Consider the following 21,353-nt stretch of genomic DNA (forward strand, 5'->3'; position numbering starts at 1 on the left):
GCCGCCATGCTGAGAGAGCGGCTCCGTGCCCTCGGCCATGCAGAGAAATGGCAGCTCGACTATCTCTTCGATCTGAGCTTCCAGGCCTGGCTGGTCCATATCGGCGTCGTCACGGCGACCGTGGCGCTGCTTGCCTATGCCTGGCCGGGCGATGTCTGGCCCTGGATCTGGTATGCCGCCATTTGCAGCTTCTCCATCGCGCTCGCCACCCTCGCCTGGCGTTACACGCATGACCGCCCGGAAGACGATGCCGCCGCCGCGCCTTATGGCATTGCCCATAGCGTGCTCACCTTTTTCGTCGGCATGAGCTGGGGCCTCGGCGCTTTCGGCGCGGCGACCGGAGACTTTCATTATCTGCTGGTCTATTCGCTCGCCCTTGGCGGCACGGCGCTCGGCGCCGTCTCCTCGCAACACGCGCTGCCGCGATCCTGTCTCATCAGCTTGTGGACCTCGGTGCCGTTGCTCGGCCTCGCGCATCTTTACCACGATCCCGGCTTTGTGGGCGCGGCGGTCATGGCCATGATGCTGCTCTATGCAGGCGTTATCTCGATCCTCGGCTTCCGCCTGCTGCGCTTCATGACGGCCAATGTGACGCTCACGCGCTCGCTCGATGCGAAGCTTGCCGAGATCACTGAAATGGCTGCGGAACTTGAAGAGGCCCGTCAGGAAGCGGTCGAGGCCAATCTCTCGAAATCCCGCTTCCTTGCCCATGCGAGCCATGACCTGCGCCAGCCCGTCCATGCCATCGGTCTCTTCACGGCCTGCCTGCGCGACCTGCGGCTCGACCCCGCAGCCCGGCAGCATGTCGTCAGCATCGACAATGCGGCGCGTTCCGTGAGCCGTCTTCTCGGGTCGCTTCTCGATATTTCGCGCCTCGATGTCGGCGGCATCGTGCCCCAGCCCGAGCGCATTTCTCTCGACGATGTGCTGCGCGACATTGGCCGGCAGAATGCGGATGCCTTGCGCGAGAGCGGCGGCGATCTCGTTCTGGAGTCTGCCGGCCTCTGGGTATCGGCGGACCCCGCCCTTCTTTCGACCATGATCCAGAACCTCATTTCCAATGCGCTGAAATATGCGCGCGGCGCGACGGTCCAGATAAGGGCGCGCCTCGATGGCGAGGCCCGTGCGGTGCTGGAAATCTCGGATGACGGGCCGGGCATCGCCGAAGCCGATCTCCACCACATCTTCGACGAGTTCTATCGCGCCGGAAGCGATGCGCGTCACAAGGCTGAAGGTCTGGGGCTCGGCCTCGCCATCGTCCGCCGCCTTGGCGGGCTCATGGGGCTCGATGTCGGTATCGATTCCGCCGAAGGGTGCGGCACCACCATTCGCATTGCCGGTCTTCCCGTTGTCGAGCCGGGCGCCGTCTCCGTTCCGCGTGCGCACCGTCAGCACCCGCTCACGGGCCTTGCCGTCTGCGTCATCGACGATGATCCCGAAGTGCTCGCTGCCACGGCCACGCTTCTGCGCCGCTGGGGTTGCGAGGTCATGGAGTTCGCGGGCCTGCCCGAAGAAGCCGTCGGATGCGACGCCATCGTCAGCGATTTCGATCTCGGCGGTTCGCTGGACGGGCTCGGCGTCATCGCGAAGATACGCGAGCAGGAGGGCTGGTCCGTGCCTGCCGCCATTCTCACCGGCCGCTCGGAGCCGGAAACGCTGACGCATCTCGCGCGCTCCGGCATCCCCTTCCTGCGAAAGCCCGCCCATCCGGCCGAACTGCGCGCGCTCCTGACCGGCTTTGCGCTTGGCGACGAGGTGCAGGAAGACGAGGCGGCTATTTCCTGATCGTTCAGAGAAGTTTCGTCGCCACGCCCGCTGCCGCCGCGCGGCTCGCGACACCGAGTGTCCGAAGCAGCGCCGACACATGCATCCGCGCCGTTACCGGCGATATGCCGAGTTCGCGCCCGATTTCCTTGTTGGTCATGCCCGCGGCGACGAGCTTCAGAACTTCACGCTGACGCGGCGAAAGCTGCACGTCGCTTTCGCACGTGCTCATGCCCGCTCTCGCCGCAGGTGTCGGCAGATGCGCCGCCGCGGACCTCACCACGATCTCGCCGTCATGGATCGCGGCAATCGCTTCGGCGATCTCTCCCGGCGGCACGGCCTTGCCGACAAAGCCATCCGCGCCCGCCGCCATCACCACGTCGATGGTTTCGCTGTCATCCGCCATCGAGACGATGGCAAGCGTCGCGCGCGGAAACTGCCGCCGCAGCGTTCCGATGGACTGGTCGGGCACGAAGCCGGGAAACAGCAGGTCGAGCACGAACATGGCGGGCGCCGCACCCTCTCGCGCCGCCGCCAGCACTTCCTCGAAGGAGCCCGCCTCGCATATCTCCGCGCCGGGGCAGGCCCGCCCGAGGATATGGCGCATCCCCATCCGGAAAACCGGATGATCGTCGGCGATGATGATGCGTTCTTCGCTCAAGGATTTCTGTCTTGCCTCTGAAAAATGCCGGAATCTGCGAAAATACCGCAGTGTTTCGCGACTCTAGCCCCATCCGCACGCCCCCGCACCTGTACACCTGTACATCTGTCGCCTCGTTTCCCTGCCGCTCATGATCTCCCCGATTTTCTTCAATGGCGGGCTGTGGGGGGCCGATCATGGGCGTGAAAAGCGGAAATCGGGCAGCGGCGGGGCGGCGCACCATGCGCGTTACCACATGGCGCTTCATGCGTGTCCGGCGCAAGGCTGTGCCACTTGCTGTCCTCCGGCGAAACCTGACGCGGCGTCTTCTCTCCGGCGTCGGCATCGCCGCCCTCCTCGCGGGCGCGAGCCTCGCGCTGCTTCCGGCCCCCGCCCGCGCGGACACCTCATGGACGGGCGCCGCCGACGGCGACTGGAACAACGCGGCCAACTGGTCGAACGGTCTGCCAGTCAACACTTCGGGAACGACCAAGATCGAGGGGCCTGTCGCCGCAACTGTCGATGGTATCGGTGTCGCGGACTCTGGCCGCACCAATATTGGCGGCTCCACGCAGGACGGTTCGCTCATCGTGCAGGGCGGCGGTACGCTGAATGTGGGGGTATTTGAACTCTTCGGATATAATGGTTACAGCGGCACCGCCACCATCCGTGGCGCCGGGTCCGGGATAACCGCTTCGTCAAGCACCTTTATCGGCTCCTATTCGGGCATCGGCCATATCTTTATCGAGGATGGCGGAACCCTGACCACGCCCTACACCACATATATGAGCCAGTATGATGGCTCGCTCGGCACCGTAACGGTGACGGGGTCCGGGTCGACCTGGAACACCAACGGTACGATCAATCTCGGTGCCTACTCCGGTAGCTATAACGGCACAGGTATCCTGACCATCGCCGATGGGGGCCTGGTCAACATCAACGGCCTCTACAACAAGCTGTACGTTGCCGGAGGGGCCAACTCCACCGGCACACTGAATATCGGCGCGGCGGAAGGCGATGCCGCCGCTGCAGCAGGATCGTTGCAGACGAGCAACGTCGGCTTCGGAGCGGGCGACGGCACAATTGTCTTCAACCATACGGAAACGGATTACACCTTCGCTTCGTCCATCTCGGGTAATGGCGACGTGCACCAGCTCGCGGGCACCACCATCCTCTCCGGATCGAATAGCTGGTCGGGAAGTACGCTGGTCGAAGGCGGTATTCTGCGCGCAGGCGCGGCGGGTGCTCTTTCCCCCAACGCCGCCTACACGGTGAATGGCGGCACGCTCGACCTCAACGATTTCGATCTCTCCGCGTCGTCGCTCTCGGGCACGGGCGGAACCGTCGATCTCGGCAGCGCCGAACTCGAGGTCGATCAGGACAGCGACTCCGTTTTCGGTGGCCTCATTGCGGGCACAGGCAGCCTCGTGAAGCTCGGCTCGGGCATCCTCTCGCTGACCGGCACCAACACATTTTCCGGCGGCACCACGCTGGGCGAGGGAACGCTGCGCCTCGAAGATGACGATGCCATCGGCACCGGCGCTCTCACCGCCACCGGCGGTACGCTCGACTATGACAACGGCATCGACCTGTCGAACGATATCGACCTGCGGGCGAACACGAACCTGAACGTCACCACCGGCGCCGCCACCCAGTCCGGCAATATCGGCGAGACGGGCGGCAGCTTCGGCATCGTGAAGACCGGCGCGGGCACTCTCTCGCTCACCGGGACGAACAGCTATACCGGCACCACGACGGTCTCGGCAGGCACGCTGCGCGCAGGCTCCGCGTCGGCTTTTGCCTCCGACAGCGCTTACGAGGTCAATGGCGGCACACTCGACCTCAACGATTTCGATCTCACTGCATCCGAACTTTCCGGCACGGGCGGCACGGTCGATCTCGGCAGCGCCGAACTCGAGGTCGATCAGGACGGCGACTCCGCTTTCGACGGCCTCATCGCGGGCACGGGCAGCCTCGTCAAGCTCGGCTCGGGCATTCTCTCGCTTACCGGCGCCAACACATTTTCCGGCGGCACCACGCTGGGCGAGGGCACGCTCCGCCTCGAAGACGATGATGCTATCGGCACCGGCGCGCTCACCGCCACCGGCGGCACGCTCGACTATGATGATGGCATCGACCTGTCGAACGATATCGACCTGCGGGCGAACACGAACCTGAACGTCACCACCGGCGCCGCCACCCAGTCCGGCAATATCGGCGAGACCGGCGGTAGCTTCGGCATCGTGAAGACGGGGGCGGGCACCCTCTCGCTCACCGGCACAAACAGCTATACCGGCGGCACGACAGTCTCGGCGGGCACACTCAAGGGCAATACATCGAGCCTCGTCGGCGACATTGTGAACAATGCGGCGCTCGCTTTCGATCAGGCCTCGGATGGTTCCTACACGGGCGCCCTCTCCGGCACCGGCACGCTCGAAAAGACGGGCGCAGGCATCCTCACGCTTTCCGGCGCGAACAGCCATAGCGGCGCGACGACAGTCTCGGCAGGAACATTGCGGGCAGGCTCCGCTTCGGCTTTCGCCTCCGACAGCGCTTACACCGTCAATGGCGGCACGCTCGACCTCAATGATTTCGACCTCACCATGTCCGCACTTTCCGGCACGGGCGGCACGGTCGATCTGGGGACCGCCGAACTCGAGGTCGATCAGGACAGCGACTCCGTTTTCGACGGTCTCATTGCGGGCACGGGCAGTCTCGTGAAACTCGGCTCCGGCATTCTCTCGCTCACCGGTGCGAACAGCTATAGCGGTGGCACGACTGTCGAAGCCGGCACGCTGCGCGCAGGCAGCGCCACCGGCCTTTCCTCCGGCGCCTATGTTCTGAGCGGCGGCACGCTCGATCTCAACGATTTCGACCTCACCGCAACCGGACTTTCCGGCACGGGCGGCACGGTCGATCTCGGCAGCGCCGAACTCGAAACCGATCAGGACAGCGACTCCGCTTTCGCCGGTCTCATTGCGGGCACGGGCAGCCTCGTCAAGCTCGGCTCCGGTATCCTCTCGCTCACCGGCGCCAATACGTTTTCCGGCGGCACGACGCTGGGCGAGGGCACGCTTCGCCTCGAAGACGACGATGCCATCGGCACCGGCGCCCTCACCGCCACCGGCGGCACCCTCGACTATGACGACGGCATCGACCTGTCGAACGATATCGACCTGCGGGCGAACACGAACCTGAATGTCACCATCGGTGCCGCCACCCAGTCCGGCAATATCGGCGAGACGGGCGGCAGCTTCGGCATCGTGAAGACCGGCATAGGAAGTCTTGAACTCACCGGCACCAGCAGCTTCACCGGCGGCATCACCGTCAATGGCGGCGATCTCATCGGCAATACGGCGAACCTCGTCGGCGATATTGGCATCACCGGCGGCACGGTCGAATTCGACCAGGCTTCGGCTGGCGCCTTCACCGGCGAGATTACCGGCACGGGCAGGCTTGTGAAGAGTGGCGAGGGCGAAATCGTTTTCTCCGGCAGCGGCATCGAGGCCGATTATTTCTACGTCCGCGGTATGGGCACCGTGCTCGACGGCGTCGCTGTCGACATTGCAAACCGCCTCGATATTTCCAATCAACTCGAGTCGGGCGGGACGACCGATGCCGGCTTGACGATCCGGGGTGGTGCAAATGTCACGAGCGGCGAAGGCCGCATCGGCGACATCGACGGTTTCGAGGCCGCCGTCACCGTGTCGGGCGCGGGCAGCACCTGGACGATTGGCGAGGTGGCTGATCCCACCTCCTTCCGCGTTGCAGGCGAGGGTGCGGCAAGCCTTCTCGTGGAAGAGGGTGCGAAGGTAGAGGTTATTGGTTCGGCATCGGTTCATTCGCTGAATGGCGGTGCCGCGTCGTCCGTGGCTATTACGGGCGAGAATTCACTCTTCGATGTGTCCGGACTTCTGGATATCGGCGGCGCCGGTACCGGCGAACTCACCGTCTCGGACGGGGGCTCCGTGCACAGCGGCAGCGCCCGGGTTGGCCTCCAGTCGCCCAAAACCGGCATCGTCACCATTACAGGTACCGGATCGGAATGGCTGGTCGATGGAAGCCCCTTCGTGCTTGGCGGCGATGCCGACGGCATTCCCGGCACCGGCCATCTGACGCTTGCCGATGGCGGTCTCCTTCAGCTCGACGGCGGCACAGGTACGCTTCATGCGGCGCTCGGCGACGGCTCCACCGCGCGCATCAATATCGGCGCGGCGGAAGGTGAGGATGCGGCGGCGGCAGGCACGCTCGATCTCGGCACCATCGCTTTCGACACGGATGACGGCGGCGACGGAAGGCTGCTCTTCAATCACACCGCGACGGACTACCTCTTCGGTGCCCTGCTCGAAGGGGCCGGCACAGTCTCCCACATCGCAGGCGTGACCACCTTCACCGGCCTGAGCACGGCCTTTACCGGCGTCACCTCGATCACCGGCGGTCAGCTCAATGTGGACGGAACGCTTGGTGGCAGCGTGACGGTTTCCAATGCCCGCCTCGGCGGTTCCGGTACCGTTGGCGATACGACGCTCAATGGCGACGGCGTTCTCTCGCCGGGCAATTCCATCGGCACCCTCACCGTCGATGGCGATCTGGCCTTTGGCGACGGCTCCTTCTTCGAGGTCGAACTGAACGATGGCGGTACGGTCGCAGGTACGAATAACGACTTCGTCGATGTGACGGGCGGCGTCACCATCGACAGCGGAGCCTCCGTCTTCGTCGCGGCGGCAAACGGTAGCGATGACGGCACGACCTATGCGCCGAACGCAACCTATACGCTCATCGCGGCGGATAATGGTGTAAGCGGCATCTTCGGCGCCATCGGCACGAGCTTCGCCTTCCTCGCGCCGACGCTCAGCTACGATGCGAACAACGTCTTTCTCTCTTTCGTACCGGCGGCGGATTTCGAGGACGCGGCCGTCTCGCCGAACCAGCAGGCGGTTGCCGCCGCGCTCGATGGGCTGGGCGCTGGCAACGAGATTTACGATGCTCTTCTTCTGATGACGGAAGAAGAAGCGCGCCACACCTTCGACACGCTCACGGGCGAAGCTCATGCGAGCACGGTCTCGGCCTTCTTCCTCGGCGCGCAGCAGGTTCGCGAGGTGCTGACCAATCGTCTGGCCGCGCTCTTCGGCGGGCTTGGCGGCGTTGCAAGTCGCGACATCGGCTATGCGCCTGCGGCGGGCGATGCGACGCCTCATGCGGTCACCGTCTGGGGTCAGGTCTTTGGCGGCTGGGGCACGACCGACGCCACCGCCGCGACCGCCGCGCTCGACCGTTCCTCGGCGGGCTTCCTCGGCGGTGTCGATCGCGAGGTCGGCACGGCAAGCCGCATCGGCATCGCGGCGGGTTACAGCCGCTCGACCTTCGATGTGAACGGCCTTGCCTCCTCTGGCGAGAGCGACAACTTCCATATTGCGGGCTATGCGGGCACGGAGCTTGGCGAGGTCGAGGTCAAGGCCGCGCTCGCCTATAGCTACCAGATGGCCGATACGGAGCGCACGGTCCTTGGTTCGCGCATCAAGGGCGATTACGGCGCGCACACCATACAAGGCTCCACCGAGGCGAGCATGGGCTTCGACATGGGTGACCTCACCCTCACGCCCTTTGCCGGGCTCTCCTTCGTCCATATCGAAACGGAGAGCTTCACCGAAACGGGTGGTCCCGCCGCGCTCGCCATTTCCGGCACCAGCAACACGACCGGCATCACCGCGCTTGGTCTGCGCGCACGCCGCCAATGGGAAACGGTCGATCTGTTCGGTTCGCTGGCCTGGCGTCACGCCTTCGGCGATATCGATCCCGTCTCGCGCGCCGCCTTTGCAAGCAACCCCGCCGCCCCCTTCACCATTCGCGGAGCGGCCCTCTCGGAGGATGTTCTGGCGCTCGGGGCCGGTGTGGAAATCGAGCTCGGCACCGCCTCCGTTCTCGAACTTTCCTATGAAGGCGAGTTTGGCGAGGATGCGCGTGACCACGGCCTCAAGGCGGAAATTTCCTTCCGCTTCTGAGCCGTGCCGGATATCCCCGGGGGCGGGGATAACGCTCTCCAATGTGACGTTTTCGTGACGTTACGATGACAGTCGGGCTGTTTTCGGGCGAGGTTACCCCCGGCCGGGGGATTGCCTTCGGGGCTCATGCGCCGCATAACCTCACCGATTCACGCCCGTCTGGCCATGGAACCTCTCGAATGGAACAGCCCCAAAATCGCGTCTTTTCCGGTGTGCAGCCGACCGGAAATCTGCACCTCGGAAATTATCTGGGTGCGATCCGCAACTTCGTTGGCCTTCAGGACGCTTATGAGTGCATTTACTGCGTGGTCGACATGCATGCGATCACGGTCTGGCAGGAGCCAAAAGAGCTCGCAGCGAACACGCGCGAAGTTGCTGCCGCCTATATCGCATCGGGCATCGACCCCGAGCGTCACATCATTTTCAATCAGTCCAAGGTTTCAGCTCACGCCGAACTCGCATGGATACTGAATTGCGTGGCGCGCATCGGCTGGCTCAATCGCATGACGCAGTTCAAGGACAAGGCCGGCAAGGATCGAGAGAAGGCGAGCGTTGGTCTCTATGCCTATCCGGTGCTTATGGCAGCTGACATTCTTGCTTACCGCGCAACGCATGTGCCGGTCGGCGAAGACCAGAAGCAGCATCTCGAACTCGCGCGCGACACCGCGCAGAAGTTCAACAATGATTTCGACGCGCCGGATTTCTTTCCGCAGCCCGAGCCGCTCATCATGGGCGAGGCGACGCGCGTCATGAGCTTGCGTGACGGCACGAAGAAGATGTCGAAGTCCGACCCCTCGGACCTTTCGCGCATCACCATGCGGGACAGCTCGGACGATATCGCGAAGAAAATCCGCAAGGCCCAGACCGATCCCGAGCCGTTGCCCGAAGCCGTCGAAGGCCTGGAGGGCCGTCCCGGCGCTGCCAATCTCGTCGGCATCTATGCGGCGCTTTCCGGCAAGACAAAGGCCGAAGTGCTTACCGAATTTTCCGGCGCGCAGTTCTCCGTCTTCAAACCGGCCCTTGCCGACCTCGCGGTCGAAAAACTCTCGCCCATCACGAACGAAATGAAACGTCTGATGGACGACGCAAGCTACATCGACGGCATCCTGGAAAGGGGCGCTGAACGGGCTCACGCGCTCGCCGATCCCGTTCTCGCGCGTGTTCGCGAGATTGTCGGTTTTATCTGAGATGCTTGATCCGTGCGCCGCGCGCCCCATTTAAGGTGGGGTCCGCATAGGCGCAAATCTGTCCCGGAGGAATATCCGTCCATGTCATTTTCCGAGCGTCTTGCAGGCTGGCGCGAAAATCTTCGTCACCGCTGGATGTACCGGCGGGGCGATGGAACGCAGGCGGCATCGTCCGGCGGCGCGGCAGCTTCGGGTGGACAAGGCGGCTTCGGCCGGTTTTTTGGCGGCCTCAACAGCTCCGGCATGGGCAGCCTGGCCAAACGCGCAGGCCTCGCCATTCTCATCATCATCCTTCTCTACTATCCGATCGGCATGTTCGTCGTTCACAAGGTCGACGACGATATCGACTTCGCGCCTTCGGCCGCAGATTCCGTTGATGGCGGCAGCATGGCAGTTGCCTATGCGGCGGGCCTGATCGACCGCGAGGTCAACCAGAACAACTGGACGGCGAACGATCCCTTTTTCCAGCCGGGCGTATTGCTCGACAACATGCCGAACTTTCAGCAGGGCATGATGTCGGCGCTGGCGCGCTTTGGTTTCGAATTGACGGACCAGCTCGGACGTACGCGCGGTTCTTCCGAGGCAGACCCCGACCTTCAGCGCGCCGCGGGCCTGCTGCAATATCCCGGCAATGTCTGGATCTGGAATCCGAGCGTTTCGCTTGCGCCGCGCGCGAGTTCGGAATCGCAATATCGCGACGCGCGCAGCCGCCTGCTGACCTACAACGCGCGCCTCGCAAAAGGCGAAGCGAATTACGACATTCGTGCCGATAATCTGCTTGCGACGATCGAGCGTTTCGCGGCCGATATCGGCTCATCTTCTGCGTTGATCGACCGCCACCTTGCCGAACAGGCAGGCAGCTTTTTTGACTCCGACGCGGACGATATCTTCTATTTCACCAAGGGCAAGCTCTACGGCTACTACATGGTGTTGCAGGGCCTCGGCACGGACTTCGATCCCATCATCAAGGAGCGTAACCTTGAGAAGCCCTGGAACGAGATGATGGGAAGTTTCCGCAAGGCCGCCCTTCTCGATCCCTGGGTGGTGACGAACGGTGCGCCCGACGCGCAATTCCAGCCGAACCACCTTGCCATGCAGGGCTTTTACCTCCTGCGTGCGCGCACACAGCTTCGCGAAATCAGCAATATCCTTTTGAAATAAGCCTGATTTCAAATGCTTGCCGGATGGCGCGGGTGGTGGCAGCATCCGGCCCATGAGCGAACCTGTGAACGAATCCGATATATCGGGCCGAAGCGCCGCATCGCAGAAGCGGCGCAAGTTTCTCGTCATTGTGGACGGCACGCCCGAATCCGAAGTCGCGATCCATTTCGCGAGCCTGCGCGCATGTCATACGAATGGCGTTGTTACGCTCCTTGCGGTGATTGAACCTGGCGAAGCCTCTCAACAATGGCTTGGCGTGAAAAATATCATGCAGGAGGAAGCGCGCGCGGAAGCAGAAGAACTGCTGCACCGGCTCGCCGCCCATGTGAACGAATATGCGGGCATCATGCCGGAACTCATCATCCGCGAAGGGCGCCGCGCCGAGCAGGTGATGCAGCTTATCGGTGAGGACAAGGATATCGCGATCCTTGTGCTCGCGGCGGCGCTCGGCAAAGAGGGGCCCGGGCCGCTGGTGACAATGGTGGCAAGCGCCTCCGAAAAGGCCTTTCCCATCCCGGTCACCGTGGTGCCCGGCAGTCTGACCGAGGAAGCACTGCGCTCGCTGGCTTGATTTGGGCGGTCTGACGGTCCATCTATAGCGCGAACGAGGCGGTCTCGCGGGCCGCTAACCCACGATATAAGAAGGGCTTTTCTCATGTTCATCCAGACCGAGGCGACGCCGAACCCGGCGACTTTGAAGTTCCTGCCCGGCCGTGAAGTGCTTGGAGAGGGCCGTGCCGCCGATTTTCCGACGCGTGAGGCGGCTGAGCGCTCGCCTCTCGCAATGCGCCTTTTCGCCATCGAGAATGTTGCCGGCGTTTTCTTCGGCAACGATTTCATCACCGTCACCAAGTCGGGCGGCGAATGGCAGCACATGAAGCCTGCTCTTCTTGGCGCAATCATGGAGCACTTCACGAGCGGTGCTCCTATCCTCTTCGCGGCGGGTGAAGCCGAGGATGCCCATGCGGAACATAAGGGTGAGAACGGCGAGATCGTGTCCCAGATCAAGGAAATCCTGGACACACGCGTGAGGCCCGCCGTCGCGCAGGATGGCGGCGACATCACCTTCCAGGGATATGAGGAAGGTGTTGTCTTCCTGAACATGCAAGGGGCCTGCGCAGGCTGCCCCTCCTCCACCGTGACGCTGAAGCGCGGTGTGGAGAACATGCTGAAACATTACATCCCCGAAATCGTCGAAGTCCGTCAGATCTGATCCAGTCTGACTGCCAGTCGGAATGCAGTTGCGAGGGCTGGCGTCGAGACACGAAAACGCTATCGTGACGCCATCTGTTTACTCGCGAAGGAGAGAGCCCATGAGCGGCAAGCTTGGGGACGAAGCGCTTGACGTCATTTTCCGTGAAGCCCGTACGCATAATGCGTGGAAGGATGAGCCGGTTTCCGATGAGACGCTGAAGCAGCTCTATGAGCTTATGAAGTGGGGCCCCACCAGCGCGAACATGTCGCCCGCACGCATCATCTTCGTGAAGTCGAAGGAAGCCAAGGAAAAGCTCGCGCCCGCGCTCACCGAAGGTAATCTCAAGAAAACCATGGAAGCGCCAGTCACGGCGATCATCGGCTATGACGTGAAGTTCTATGAGCGTCTGCCCGAACTCTTCCCTCATGCGCCGGAGGCAAAGACCTGGTTCAACTGGTCCGATGAATGGGCGGAAATGAACGCCTTTCGCAACGGTTCGCTGCAGGGCGCTTACTTCATGATCGCCGCCCGGTCGCTCGGGCTCGATTGCGGGCCGATGTCCGGGTTCGATTTGAACAAGGTGAACGAACTCTTTTTTGCGGGCACGAATATAAAGTCGAATTTCCTCTGTAATCTCGGACATGGCGATCCGGCCGGTCTCTTTGCTCGCAGTCCGCGTCTTTCCTTCGACGACGCGTGCAGCATCGTCTAACGGTCATCCGCCTACGGAGCCCTTATCCTTGATCCTCCTCGCCTTCGATACCGCGCAAGGTGCGCTTTCCGCGGCTGTTCACGATGGCGAGGGGGAGATCGCTTCCGCGTTCGAGGCGCGCACACGCGGTCATGCCGAGGCTCTGATGCCGATGGTCGAGGTGGTGCTTGCGGAAGCCGCGCTTGGATTTTCCGATCTCGACGCCCTCGCTGTCACTGTCGGGCCGGGCACATTTACCGGATTGCGTGTCGGGCTCGCGGCGGCGCGCGGTATTGCCTTGGCAAGAAACCTGCCGCTTGTCGGCGTAACGACGCTTGAGGCCGTGGCCGAACCCGTTGCCGCCGAAGCGGATGAAATCATCCTTGCTTCATTCGACGCTCGGCGCGACGAGGTTTACATGCAGGCTTTCTCCGCAAATCATGCCCCGCAAACCGCATCGCTTCTCGTCAATCTCGGCGATGTGGCCGCACATCTGTCGCGCGGTCCTTTCGTGCTGGCGGGTACGGGCAGCGAGCTTGTGGCCGCGCGGCTCGCGGCGGCCGGGCTGGATTTCAGAATGGCGGGGTGCCGTCCTCAACCCGATGCCACCCTCGTCGCTCGCATTGCGCTCCGGCGTCTTGTCGAGCAGGGGGCGGATGCTTTCCGCACGGCTCCCGCACCTCTCTATATTCGCGCACCTGACGCGAAGCTTCCCGGCGGACGCGATCCGGGCGAGACCGCGTGAGCGCCGACCCCGAGCCCCACATCCGGCGGGCGGGTGCCGAGGATCTGGAACGCCTTGCCGCCCTTCACGCCCTCTGTTTTGAAGAGGCTTGGGATGCCGCGTCTCTCGCGCGCCTTCTCGCCATGCCGGGCGCTTATGCTCTTGTGGCCGAGGCCGCTTCCGCAAACGGCAATTCGGAAATATTGCCCATCGGACTTGTCCTGGTGCGGGCGGGCGGCGGCGAAGCGGAAATCCTGACCATTGGCGTAGATCCGGCGGCGCGCGGCAGGAGGGTCGGCCGCAAGTTGCTTGACGCTGCCGCGGCTGCGGCTATTGCGGCAGGCGCGGCCGCGCTTTTCCTTGAAGTGGCGGAAGACAATGGAGATGCGCTTCGTCTCTATGAGCGCTTTGGCTTCTACCTCGTCGGCATGAGGCCCGCCTATTACACCCGAGGAACCTCGCGCATTGCCGCCCGGACCTTGAGATGCGATCTGCCATCCCTGCCGGGCCGTCATAAATCCTTGATCGAGTAGGGGTTTTATAGGGTTACGAGACACTTCCTCGCTAATGACAAACGCGCGGCGCATGCCTATTATGCTCGCGATGACAGACAAGACGACAGCGGCCTTGCGCCCCGAAGACACACCGAACGATCCCGACCGGATCGAGAATCTCTGCGTCGAAAAGGGAATGCGGATGACGGAACAGCGGCGCGTGATCGCGCGCGTGCTTTCCCTTGCGCACGACCACCCCGATGTCGAGGAAGTTTACCGCCGCGCGGCGGCGGTCGATAACAAGATTTCGATTGCCACGGTTTACCGGACCGTCCGTCTGTTCGAGGAGGCGGGCATTCTCGAACGTCACGATTTCCGTGATGGCCGCTCGCGTTACGAACAGGTGCCGGAAGAACATCACGACCACCTGATCGATCTGCAGACAGGTTCGGTCATCGAATTCCATAACGATGAAATCGAGCGCCTTCAGAAAATCATCGCCCGCGAGCTCGGCTTCGAGCTTGTCGATCATCGTCTTGAGCTTTATGGCGTACCGCTCAACCGCGAAAAGAAAGCGGACGCAAAGAGCAGCAAAGAGTAGTCCCGCGCCGGTTACGGCGGTGAGGACGGGAGACGCCCATGGCAACCGCGCGGGCCGCCACGCTTCTGGCAGGCTTCATCCTCTCGGCACTGCTTTTGATGCCGGTGCAATGGCTCGGGCTGAAGCTGAATCTCCCCTACGCACGTAAACTGCCGAATCGCTACCACCGTTTCCTCTGTTCGCTGATCGGCATCAGGATCATACGGCGCGGTACGCCTCACGAGGACGGCGCCTGTCTGATTGCGGCCAATCATACCTCCTGGCTCGATATTCCGATCGTTGGGGCGCTCACGCCCTGTTCTTTCGTGGCAAAGAGCGAAGTGGCGGGCTGGCCTTTCTTCGGTACGCTGGCAAAGCTCCAGCAGACGGTTTTCGTGGAGCGTGAGCGGCGCACTCGCACCGCTCATTCCCGTAACGAGATCCATGCCCGCATCGCCGCTGGCGATCGTCTGGTTCTTTTTCCAGAGGGTACGTCGAGCGACGGCAACCGGGTTCTCTCCTTCAAGAGCGCGCTCATGAGCGTGGCCCAGCTCACCATCGTCAATGGCGATCAGGACCGGGAGGATGACCTCGTGGTGCAACCGGTTTCAATTGCCTATACGGGCCTCTACGGGATGCCGATGAGCCGCTATTCCCGGCCTTTCTTCGCCTGGTACGGCGACATGGAGATGTTTCCGCACCTCTGGGAGGCCTTCAAGACGGGCCCCATCGAGGTGACTGTCGAGTATCACCGGCCGGTGACGATCCGCGAAATAGGCAACCGCAAGGCCCTTGCGGCCTATTGCGAGACTTCGTGCCGACGCGGTGTTGCCGAGGCCTTGGCGGGCCGGTGGGAAGAGGCTCCGCTGCCTGCGGAGGTGCCCGGGGCCCTTGCCCGACCTCGCGCGGCGGGGGGCTGAGCAGTTGACCGCCCTTTCCCTTCCCCGCCTGTCCACGATACGTGATAGGCTCTATCCGTTGATTGAGTTCCCCGAGGAGACGAGCGCACACATTGCACGATAATTCCGCGCCATCCCGAGACGTCGCGCTGGACACGGGCCCCGAGAACGGCCCTGACGAGACGCGCAAGAAAATCTTCGTCAAGACTTATGGCTGCCAGATGAATGTCTATGACTCGGCCCGCATGGTCGATGTCATGGCGCCCTCCGGCTATACCGAAGTCGATCAACCCGAAGATGCCGACATCGTTATTCTGAATACCTGCCACATCCGCGAAAAGGCGGCTGAAAAGGTCTATTCGGAACTCGGTCGTCTGCGCGACCTGAAGAAGGAAAAGTCCGGCCGGGGTGAGAACCTCGTGATCGGTGTGGCGGGCTGCGTTGCGCAGGCCGAAGGCGAGGAAATCCGCCGCCGTGCACCGGCGGTCGATCTCGTGCTCGGTCCCCAGACCTATCATCGTTTGCCCGAATATGTGGGTCGCCTCTCGAACGGCGGGCCGGGCATTGTCGAGACGGATTTTCCGGCTGACGACAAGTTCGAGGCGCTCCCCGCGCCCGAGCGCCGCAAGACGCTGGCGCGCGGTGCCACCGCCTTCCTCACCATCCAGGAAGGCTGCGACAAATTCTGCACCTTCTGCGTTGTGCCCTATACGCGCGGTGCCGAATTCTCGCGGCCGGTGATGCGTATCCTCGACGAGGCGCGCGCACTGGCGGATGCGGGTGTTCGCGAAATCACGCTGCTCGGCCAGAACGTAAACGCCTATCACGGCGATGACGGCAAGGGTGCGGCCGCATCGCTCGGACATCTGATCCGCCGTCTGGCCGGGATCGATGGGATAGAGCGGCTTCGTTACACAACGAGCCATCCCCGTGACATGGACGACGAGTTGATCGCCGCCCATGCCGAAGTGCCCGAACTCATGCCATATCTGCATTTGCCGGTGCAGTCGGGTTCCGACCGCATTCTCGCCGCGATGAACCGTCGCCACGATGCGGAAAGCTATATCCGCCTTGTCGAGCGCATTCGCGCCGCCAACCCGGGCATCGCCATGTCTTCCGACTTCATCGTCGGCTTTCCCGGCGAGACGGAACAGGATTTTGAAGCGACGCTCGCCCTCATCCGCGAGGTCGGTTACGCGCAGGCTTACAGCTTCAAATATAGCCCTCGGCCCGGTACGCCCGCCTCGACAGAAGAGGACCAGGTGCCGGAAGAGATCAAGAGCGAGCGCCTTCAACGTCTGCAAGCGTTGCTCGGCGAACAGCAGATTGCTTTCAACAAGGCATGTGCTGGCAGCACCATGTCTGTTCTTTTCGACCGGCGTGGCCGCAGCGAAAGCCAGCTTGTCGGCCGCAGCCCTTATCTCCAGTCGGTTCACATCGATAATGCGCCGGAAAGCCTCTTCGGGCAGCTCGTCGATGTTGTGATCGAGGAGGGGCACAGAAATTCTCTTCGCGGGCGTCTTCTCGAAAAGGAACCCGCGCCCGCATGACCGGTCGGACGGTCGCGTTTTGTCCGTGCGAAGAGCACGTTGAAAGGACAGGGTGCAGTTGAGTGCAGCAGGTGGCGTAAAGACATCCAGGAGCGAGGCCGGTGGCGACGATGCTCTCGTCATCGCCTTCGACGACAATCGTCTCCTCACGGAGCTTTTTGGAACAAACGACAAGAACCTCGCGCGTATCGAACAAGGTCTCGGCATTCTCGCGACCTCAAGGGGAAACAAGCTTGTCATCACGGGCAATGCGCACGCACGCAATCAGGCAGACCGGGTGTTCCGGGATCTCTATGCGCGCCTCAAATCGGGGCAGGACGTGAGCCCGGGCGAAGTCGATGGCGCAATCCGTCTGGCGACGGCACCGGACGCAGATCTTGAAAAGCCCCAAGGCGGCTTTGGCCGCCACCAGATACACACGAAGCGCCGTGTCATCGCCGCCCGCTCGCAGACGCAAGGCACCTATATTGACGCCCTGATGTCGAACGAGCTTGTTTTCGGTGTCGGACCCGCGGGTACCGGAAAGACCTATCTCGCGGTGGCGGTCGCCGTTTCCATGCTGCTCCAGAAGCGTGTCGACCGGATCATCCTGTCACGTCCCGCTGTGGAAGCTGGCGAGCGTCTCGGCTTTCTGCCTGGCGATCTGAAAGAGAAGATCGACCCTTATCTCAGGCCGCTCTACGACGCCCTTTACGACACGTTACCTGGCGAGCAGGCGATGAAGGGTATCGAATCCGGCGAGATCGAAGTGGCGCCGCTGGCCTTCATGCGAGGACGTACCCTTGCCAATTCCTTCGTCATCCTGGACGAGGCGCAGAATTGTACGCCCGTTCAGATGAAGATGTTCCTGACCCGTTTGGGAGAGAATAGCCGCATGGCGATCACGGGCGATCCAAGCCAGGTCGATCTGCCGCTCGGGGCAAAATCAGGCCTCAGGGACGCTCTCGATGTGCTTGAAGGCGTGCCGGGCTGCGAGACGGTGCATTTCACCGATGCCGACGTCGTGCGGCATCCGCTGGTGACCCGCATCGTGAAGGCGTATAACGCACGGGAACGGGATCTTCTCGGAGACGGCAAAAAATGAACGACGGCGCCACATCCGGGCGCAAACGAAGCGCCAAGAGCCGAAGTCCGGTTTCCGGACTTGAGATCGACGTTCTGCGCGAAGCCGGAGAATGGGAAAGCGGCACGGAGGAAACAGTGCGCCGCGCAGCCGAGCACGCTTTTGTCGTGACGCGGGGGGGTGACGCAGCGGAACTCTGTATCGTTCTCGCTGACGATGAACTCGTCGCAAAACTCAACAAGGCTTATCGCGGCAAGGATGGCCCTACCAACGTGCTGTCTTTTCCTGCCGCTGACATGCCGGATACGGGCGTGCCAGAGGAGGCCTTCAAGCGGAGCGTCCCCCTTCTCGGCGACGTTGTGCTTGCCCGTGAAACCATTGCCCGTGAGGCCGCCGCCCAGCAGAAAAGTTTCGTGAGCCATCTTTCCCACCTCACGGTCCACGGTGTTCTCCATCTTCTTGGCCACGACCACCTGGAAGACGCCGAAGCTGAAGACATGGAAGATCTCGAGCGAGACATATTGGAGGATCTCGGCATTCCCGATCCCTACGCCACCGAGCGCACTGGACACTGACGAGAACGCCGAAAGAACCATGGCCGATACAACCGACAGAACTTCATCCGCAAGGGAAGGAACCTCGCGCAACCGCTCCCCCTTCGGCTGGTTGCGCGCATTTCTCGGCCTTGCAGGCAATGGCGATAGTTCGCTGCGCGAAAGCCTCGAGGAGGTTATCGAGGAGCATGAGGATATGCATCGCGGCTTGACGGCCGAAGAGCGGCATATGCTCGTGAATATTCTCAATTTCGGCGAGCAGCGCGTCGACGATGTGATGGTGCCGCGTGCGGATGTTGTCGGTGTCGAAGAAAGTGCCTCGCTTGAGGATGTGTTGCGTCTCTACCGTGAATCGAGCCATTCGCGTATGCCAATCTATCGCGAAACGCTCGACGATCCGATCGGCATGGTTCATCTGAAGGACGTGCTGGCATGGTTCGCACCGCTGGAAGGCGACAGTGAAAACGCGGCACCTCATCCGCCTTTTTCTCTTCGTTCGATCCGGCGTGACGTTCTTTTCGTGCCGCCTTCGATGCCGGCGCTTGATCTTCTTGTGAAAATGCAGGCGACGCGCATTCACCTCGCGCTCGTCATTGACGAATATGGCGGCACGGACGGTCTCGTTTCCATCGAGGATCTGGTTGAACAGATCGTGGGCGAGATCGAGGATGAACACGACACGGATAACGGCCCGGCTCTTGTGCGGCGGGAAGACGGGTCTATCGATGCTGATGCGCGTTGTCCCATCGAAGATCTCGAGGAAATGATCGGATTGAGGCTCGTGGAAGAAGAAAATGAGGATGATGTCGATACGCTTGCAGGCCTCGTCTTTTCGTTGCTCGGGCGTGTGCCGCTGCGCGGCGAGCTCGTGCGTCATCCTGCGGGACTCGAATTTGAAGTGAAGGACGCCGATCCCCGGCGCATCAAGCATATGCGCATACACCTTCTGCCCTTGGTGGAAGAGCCGGCCTCCTCCGGCACGGAAGGCTGAACCCGTGCAGATAGAGAGTGGTCTTGCGGCGGTGTTGACGCGCGTCTCGCGTTTCGCTTCATGGCTACCGGAATTGCGTGGATGGCCTCGCTATCTCACAGCGTTCGCTGCGGGTTCGGCAAGTGTGCTTGCCCTTCCGCCCTATGAATTCCTGCCAATCCTTTTCATCACGGTCCCGGTTCTTGTCTGGCTTCTCGATGGTGTGGGCGAGCCGACGCGCTCGCGGCGGCGCCGTGTCATGTGGCGTGCCGGACTGGTCGGCTGGTGGTTTGGCTTTGGTTATTTTCTTTTCGGACTCTACTGGATCGGGAACGCCTTCCTTGTCGAGGCGGATAAATTCGCATTCCTGCTCCCGGCAGCCGTAACGCTGCTTCCGGCCGGGCTCGGGCTTTTCACAGGTGCTGCCGCCGCCCTTGCGCGTCTCTTCTGGTTCCACGGTTACAGACGTGTCGCGGTTCTGGCGGTCTTCTGGACGATTTTCGAATGGCTGCGAGGCCATGTGCTGACGGGTTTTCCCTGGAACCTGATCGGGGAAAGTTTTGCAGGGTCCAACGCGTTGATGCAGGTTGCCGCTCTTGTCGGGGTCTACGGTCTTTCCTTTGTCACCATGCTGATTGTCGGCTCTCCCGCGGTTTTCGATACGCGGAGGCCGCAGGCGCAGCGAACATTCGACCGGGAAATCCTGGCCGCCCCCGCCATCGCGCTGGCAGGACTTGCACTCATCTGGGTGGGTGGCGCCGCGCGGCTTTCATCGGCGGAACTTTCCTATGCGGACGATGTAAACATTCGCATCGTCCATCCCGACACGCCCTTCTCGAAAGATTGGGACGACCCCAACCGTGTCCTCACCATTATCGGCCAGTTGTTGCGGATGTCGCGCGAGGCGACGCCCGAGCATCCACAGGGCATAGATGGCCGCACAATTGTTGTGTGGCCGGAGAATGCGGTGCCCGTCCTTCTCGCCCGCGAGCCTTATGTGCTCGCAGCGATCGGTCGCGTGCTCCCTGAAGGTGCGCTTCTCGTGACTGGCTCGAACCGTGGCGAGCCCGCACCGGATGGCCCGTCGAACCGCCTGCGCGTTTTCTACAATTCGCTCTATATCGTGAATTCATCCGGGGAGATCGCCGAAACCTATGACAAGCATCATCTCGTTCCCTTCGGCGAATATGTACCGCTTCGTCATTTGCTCGGACGTATCGGCCTGAAGAAGATTGTCCAGTTCCAGGGCAGCTTCGAGACCGGCCCCGGGCCGCGCACGCTGGCGCTTGAGAACTTCCCGTCCACGGGCCCGCTTATCTGTTACGAGGTGATTTTCCCCGGTGAGGTGGTAGCGCCCGGTGAACGCCCGGCCTGGCTCGTCAACATCACGAACGATGCCTGGTTCGGAGAATCCGCCGGTCCCTATCAGCATTTCTCGCAAGTGCGCCTGCGCGCGGTGGAACAGGGCCTGCCGATCGCGCGCTCTGCGAATAGCGGCATTTCGGCTCTGATCGATCCCTATGGCCGGGTCGTCGAAAGCCTGCCTCTGCACGGACGCGGCGTTATAGATGCGCCCCTTCCCGCAGCGCTTGAACCCACACTGTATGCGCGTCTTGGCGACCTCTTCCTTCTGCTGCTGCTTGTCGCCGCAGGTGCCGCCGCCTGGTATGGCCGCTCTCACGCCAATGGTCGCCCCTGACGCTCGGGCCGGGCCGGCAGATTGCATCCGGATTGGCTGCCAGTGCGGAGTTTTCGCCAATTCCGCTGCAACCTTGATGCGAGGGACGACCTGAAGTTGTAAGCTTCCGGTTCTCTCAATGGCCCCAAGGCGCAAGCGTGACACGTAAATCGCCCAATCCGGTCGACGTTCATGTGGGCA

The 21,353-nt window shown here is 62.3% G+C and carries 17 protein-coding genes; 16 read left to right on the forward strand and 1 reads right to left on the reverse strand.

The window, feature by feature from the left end:
- Positions 1-6: 6 nt before the first annotated feature.
- A complete protein-coding gene (locus ABJO61_RS12485; protein WP_348325083.1) occupies positions 7-1,785 on the forward strand; it encodes a hybrid sensor histidine kinase/response regulator in 1,779 nt (592 codons plus the stop codon).
- A 4-nt stretch (positions 1,786-1,789) separates the two neighbouring features.
- On the opposite strand, the gene ABJO61_RS12490 is transcribed toward ABJO61_RS12485, so the two are convergent.
- Positions 1,790-2,425, reverse strand: coding sequence for a response regulator transcription factor (locus tag ABJO61_RS12490; RefSeq protein WP_348325081.1), 636 nt, complete (start codon positions 2,423-2,425; stop codon positions 1,790-1,792).
- Positions 2,426-2,601: 176 nt separating this feature from the next.
- Between ABJO61_RS12490 and ABJO61_RS12495 the strand changes: the two genes are divergently transcribed.
- The 15 genes from ABJO61_RS12495 to lnt all read left to right on the forward strand — a co-directional run bounded on the left by ABJO61_RS12495 (position 2,602) and on the right by lnt (position 21,173).
- Positions 2,602-8,406, forward strand: coding sequence for an autotransporter domain-containing protein (locus ABJO61_RS12495; RefSeq protein WP_348325079.1), 5,805 nt, complete (start codon positions 2,602-2,604; stop codon positions 8,404-8,406).
- A 179-nt stretch (positions 8,407-8,585) separates the two neighbouring features.
- The gene (gene trpS, locus ABJO61_RS12500) at positions 8,586-9,593 is read left to right on the forward strand and encodes a tryptophan--tRNA ligase (protein ID WP_348325077.1); all 1,008 of its coding nucleotides are present in this window, start codon (positions 8,586-8,588) and stop codon (positions 9,591-9,593) included.
- Between the two features lie 81 nt (positions 9,594-9,674).
- Positions 9,675-10,754, forward strand: a complete 1,080-nt coding sequence (locus ABJO61_RS12505; RefSeq protein ID WP_348325076.1) for a DUF2333 family protein — start codon at positions 9,675-9,677, stop codon at positions 10,752-10,754.
- 52 nt (positions 10,755-10,806) lie between these two features.
- Positions 10,807-11,325: a universal stress protein gene (locus ABJO61_RS12510; RefSeq protein ID WP_348325074.1), complete on the forward strand. Its 519-nt coding sequence runs from the start codon at positions 10,807-10,809 to the stop codon at positions 11,323-11,325.
- Between the two features lie 84 nt (positions 11,326-11,409).
- Positions 11,410-11,967 (forward strand): NifU family protein, encoded by a 558-nt coding sequence (locus tag ABJO61_RS12515; protein ID WP_348325072.1) that lies wholly within the window; start codon positions 11,410-11,412, stop codon positions 11,965-11,967.
- Positions 11,968-12,067: 100 nt separating this feature from the next.
- Positions 12,068-12,661 carry a malonic semialdehyde reductase gene (locus ABJO61_RS12520; protein ID WP_348325070.1) on the forward strand — a complete coding sequence of 198 codons (594 nt, stop codon included), beginning with the start codon at positions 12,068-12,070 and terminating at the stop codon, positions 12,659-12,661.
- Positions 12,662-12,689: 28 nt separating this feature from the next.
- Entirely contained in the window at positions 12,690-13,385 is a 696-nt protein-coding gene (tsaB, locus tag ABJO61_RS12525; protein WP_348325069.1) for a tRNA (adenosine(37)-N6)-threonylcarbamoyltransferase complex dimerization subunit type 1 TsaB, read from the forward strand.
- Entirely contained in the window at positions 13,382-13,897 is a 516-nt protein-coding gene (locus ABJO61_RS12530) for a GNAT family N-acetyltransferase (RefSeq protein ID WP_348325067.1), read from the forward strand. Before tsaB ends, ABJO61_RS12530 begins: the two co-directional genes overlap by 4 nt.
- A 70-nt stretch (positions 13,898-13,967) precedes the next feature.
- Positions 13,968-14,459, forward strand: coding sequence for a Fur family transcriptional regulator (locus tag ABJO61_RS12535; protein ID WP_348325317.1), 492 nt, complete (start codon positions 13,968-13,970; stop codon positions 14,457-14,459).
- Positions 14,460-14,497: 38 nt separating this feature from the next.
- Positions 14,498-15,358, forward strand: coding sequence for a lysophospholipid acyltransferase family protein (locus ABJO61_RS12540; protein WP_348325065.1), 861 nt, complete (start codon positions 14,498-14,500; stop codon positions 15,356-15,358).
- A 128-nt stretch (positions 15,359-15,486) separates the two neighbouring features.
- Positions 15,487-16,887: a tRNA (N6-isopentenyl adenosine(37)-C2)-methylthiotransferase MiaB gene (gene miaB / locus ABJO61_RS12545; RefSeq protein ID WP_348325315.1), complete on the forward strand. Its 1,401-nt coding sequence runs from the start codon at positions 15,487-15,489 to the stop codon at positions 16,885-16,887.
- 58 nt (positions 16,888-16,945) lie between these two features.
- Entirely contained in the window at positions 16,946-17,971 is a 1,026-nt protein-coding gene (locus ABJO61_RS12550; protein ID WP_348325064.1) for a PhoH family protein, read from the forward strand.
- Positions 17,968-18,525: an rRNA maturation RNase YbeY gene (gene ybeY, locus ABJO61_RS12555; RefSeq protein ID WP_348325062.1), complete on the forward strand. Its 558-nt coding sequence runs from the start codon at positions 17,968-17,970 to the stop codon at positions 18,523-18,525. The genes ABJO61_RS12550 and ybeY overlap by 4 nt, the downstream gene beginning before the upstream one ends.
- Positions 18,526-18,544: 19 nt before the next feature.
- Positions 18,545-19,495: a hemolysin family protein gene (locus tag ABJO61_RS12560; RefSeq protein WP_348325060.1), complete on the forward strand. Its 951-nt coding sequence runs from the start codon at positions 18,545-18,547 to the stop codon at positions 19,493-19,495.
- Positions 19,496-19,499: 4 nt separating this feature from the next.
- Positions 19,500-21,173 (forward strand): apolipoprotein N-acyltransferase, encoded by a 1,674-nt coding sequence (lnt, locus tag ABJO61_RS12565; RefSeq protein ID WP_348325059.1) that lies wholly within the window; start codon positions 19,500-19,502, stop codon positions 21,171-21,173.
- Positions 21,174-21,353: the final 180 nt, after the last annotated feature.

Origin of the sequence: Parvibaculum sp. (assembly GCF_039973015.1) — a bacterium.
Lineage (GTDB): Bacteria > Pseudomonadota > Alphaproteobacteria > Parvibaculales > Parvibaculaceae > Parvibaculum.

Coding starts and splice junctions, on each gene's coding strand:
- ABJO61_RS12485 (WP_348325083.1), top strand. CDS start 7: ATGCTGAGAGAGCGGCTCCGTGCCCTCGGCCATGCAGAGAAATGGCAG.
- ABJO61_RS12495 (WP_348325079.1), top strand. CDS start 2,602: ATGGGCGTGAAAAGCGGAAATCGGGCAGCGGCGGGGCGGCGCACCATG.
- trpS (WP_348325077.1), top strand. CDS start 8,586: ATGGAACAGCCCCAAAATCGCGTCTTTTCCGGTGTGCAGCCGACCGGA.
- ABJO61_RS12505 (WP_348325076.1), top strand. CDS start 9,675: ATGTCATTTTCCGAGCGTCTTGCAGGCTGGCGCGAAAATCTTCGTCAC.
- ABJO61_RS12510 (WP_348325074.1), top strand. CDS start 10,807: ATGAGCGAACCTGTGAACGAATCCGATATATCGGGCCGAAGCGCCGCA.
- ABJO61_RS12515 (WP_348325072.1), top strand. CDS start 11,410: ATGTTCATCCAGACCGAGGCGACGCCGAACCCGGCGACTTTGAAGTTC.
- ABJO61_RS12520 (WP_348325070.1), top strand. CDS start 12,068: ATGAGCGGCAAGCTTGGGGACGAAGCGCTTGACGTCATTTTCCGTGAA.
- ABJO61_RS12535 (WP_348325317.1), top strand. CDS start 13,968: ATGACAGACAAGACGACAGCGGCCTTGCGCCCCGAAGACACACCGAAC.
- ABJO61_RS12540 (WP_348325065.1), top strand. CDS start 14,498: ATGGCAACCGCGCGGGCCGCCACGCTTCTGGCAGGCTTCATCCTCTCG.
- ybeY (WP_348325062.1), top strand. CDS start 17,968: ATGAACGACGGCGCCACATCCGGGCGCAAACGAAGCGCCAAGAGCCGA.
- ABJO61_RS12560 (WP_348325060.1), top strand. CDS start 18,545: ATGGCCGATACAACCGACAGAACTTCATCCGCAAGGGAAGGAACCTCG.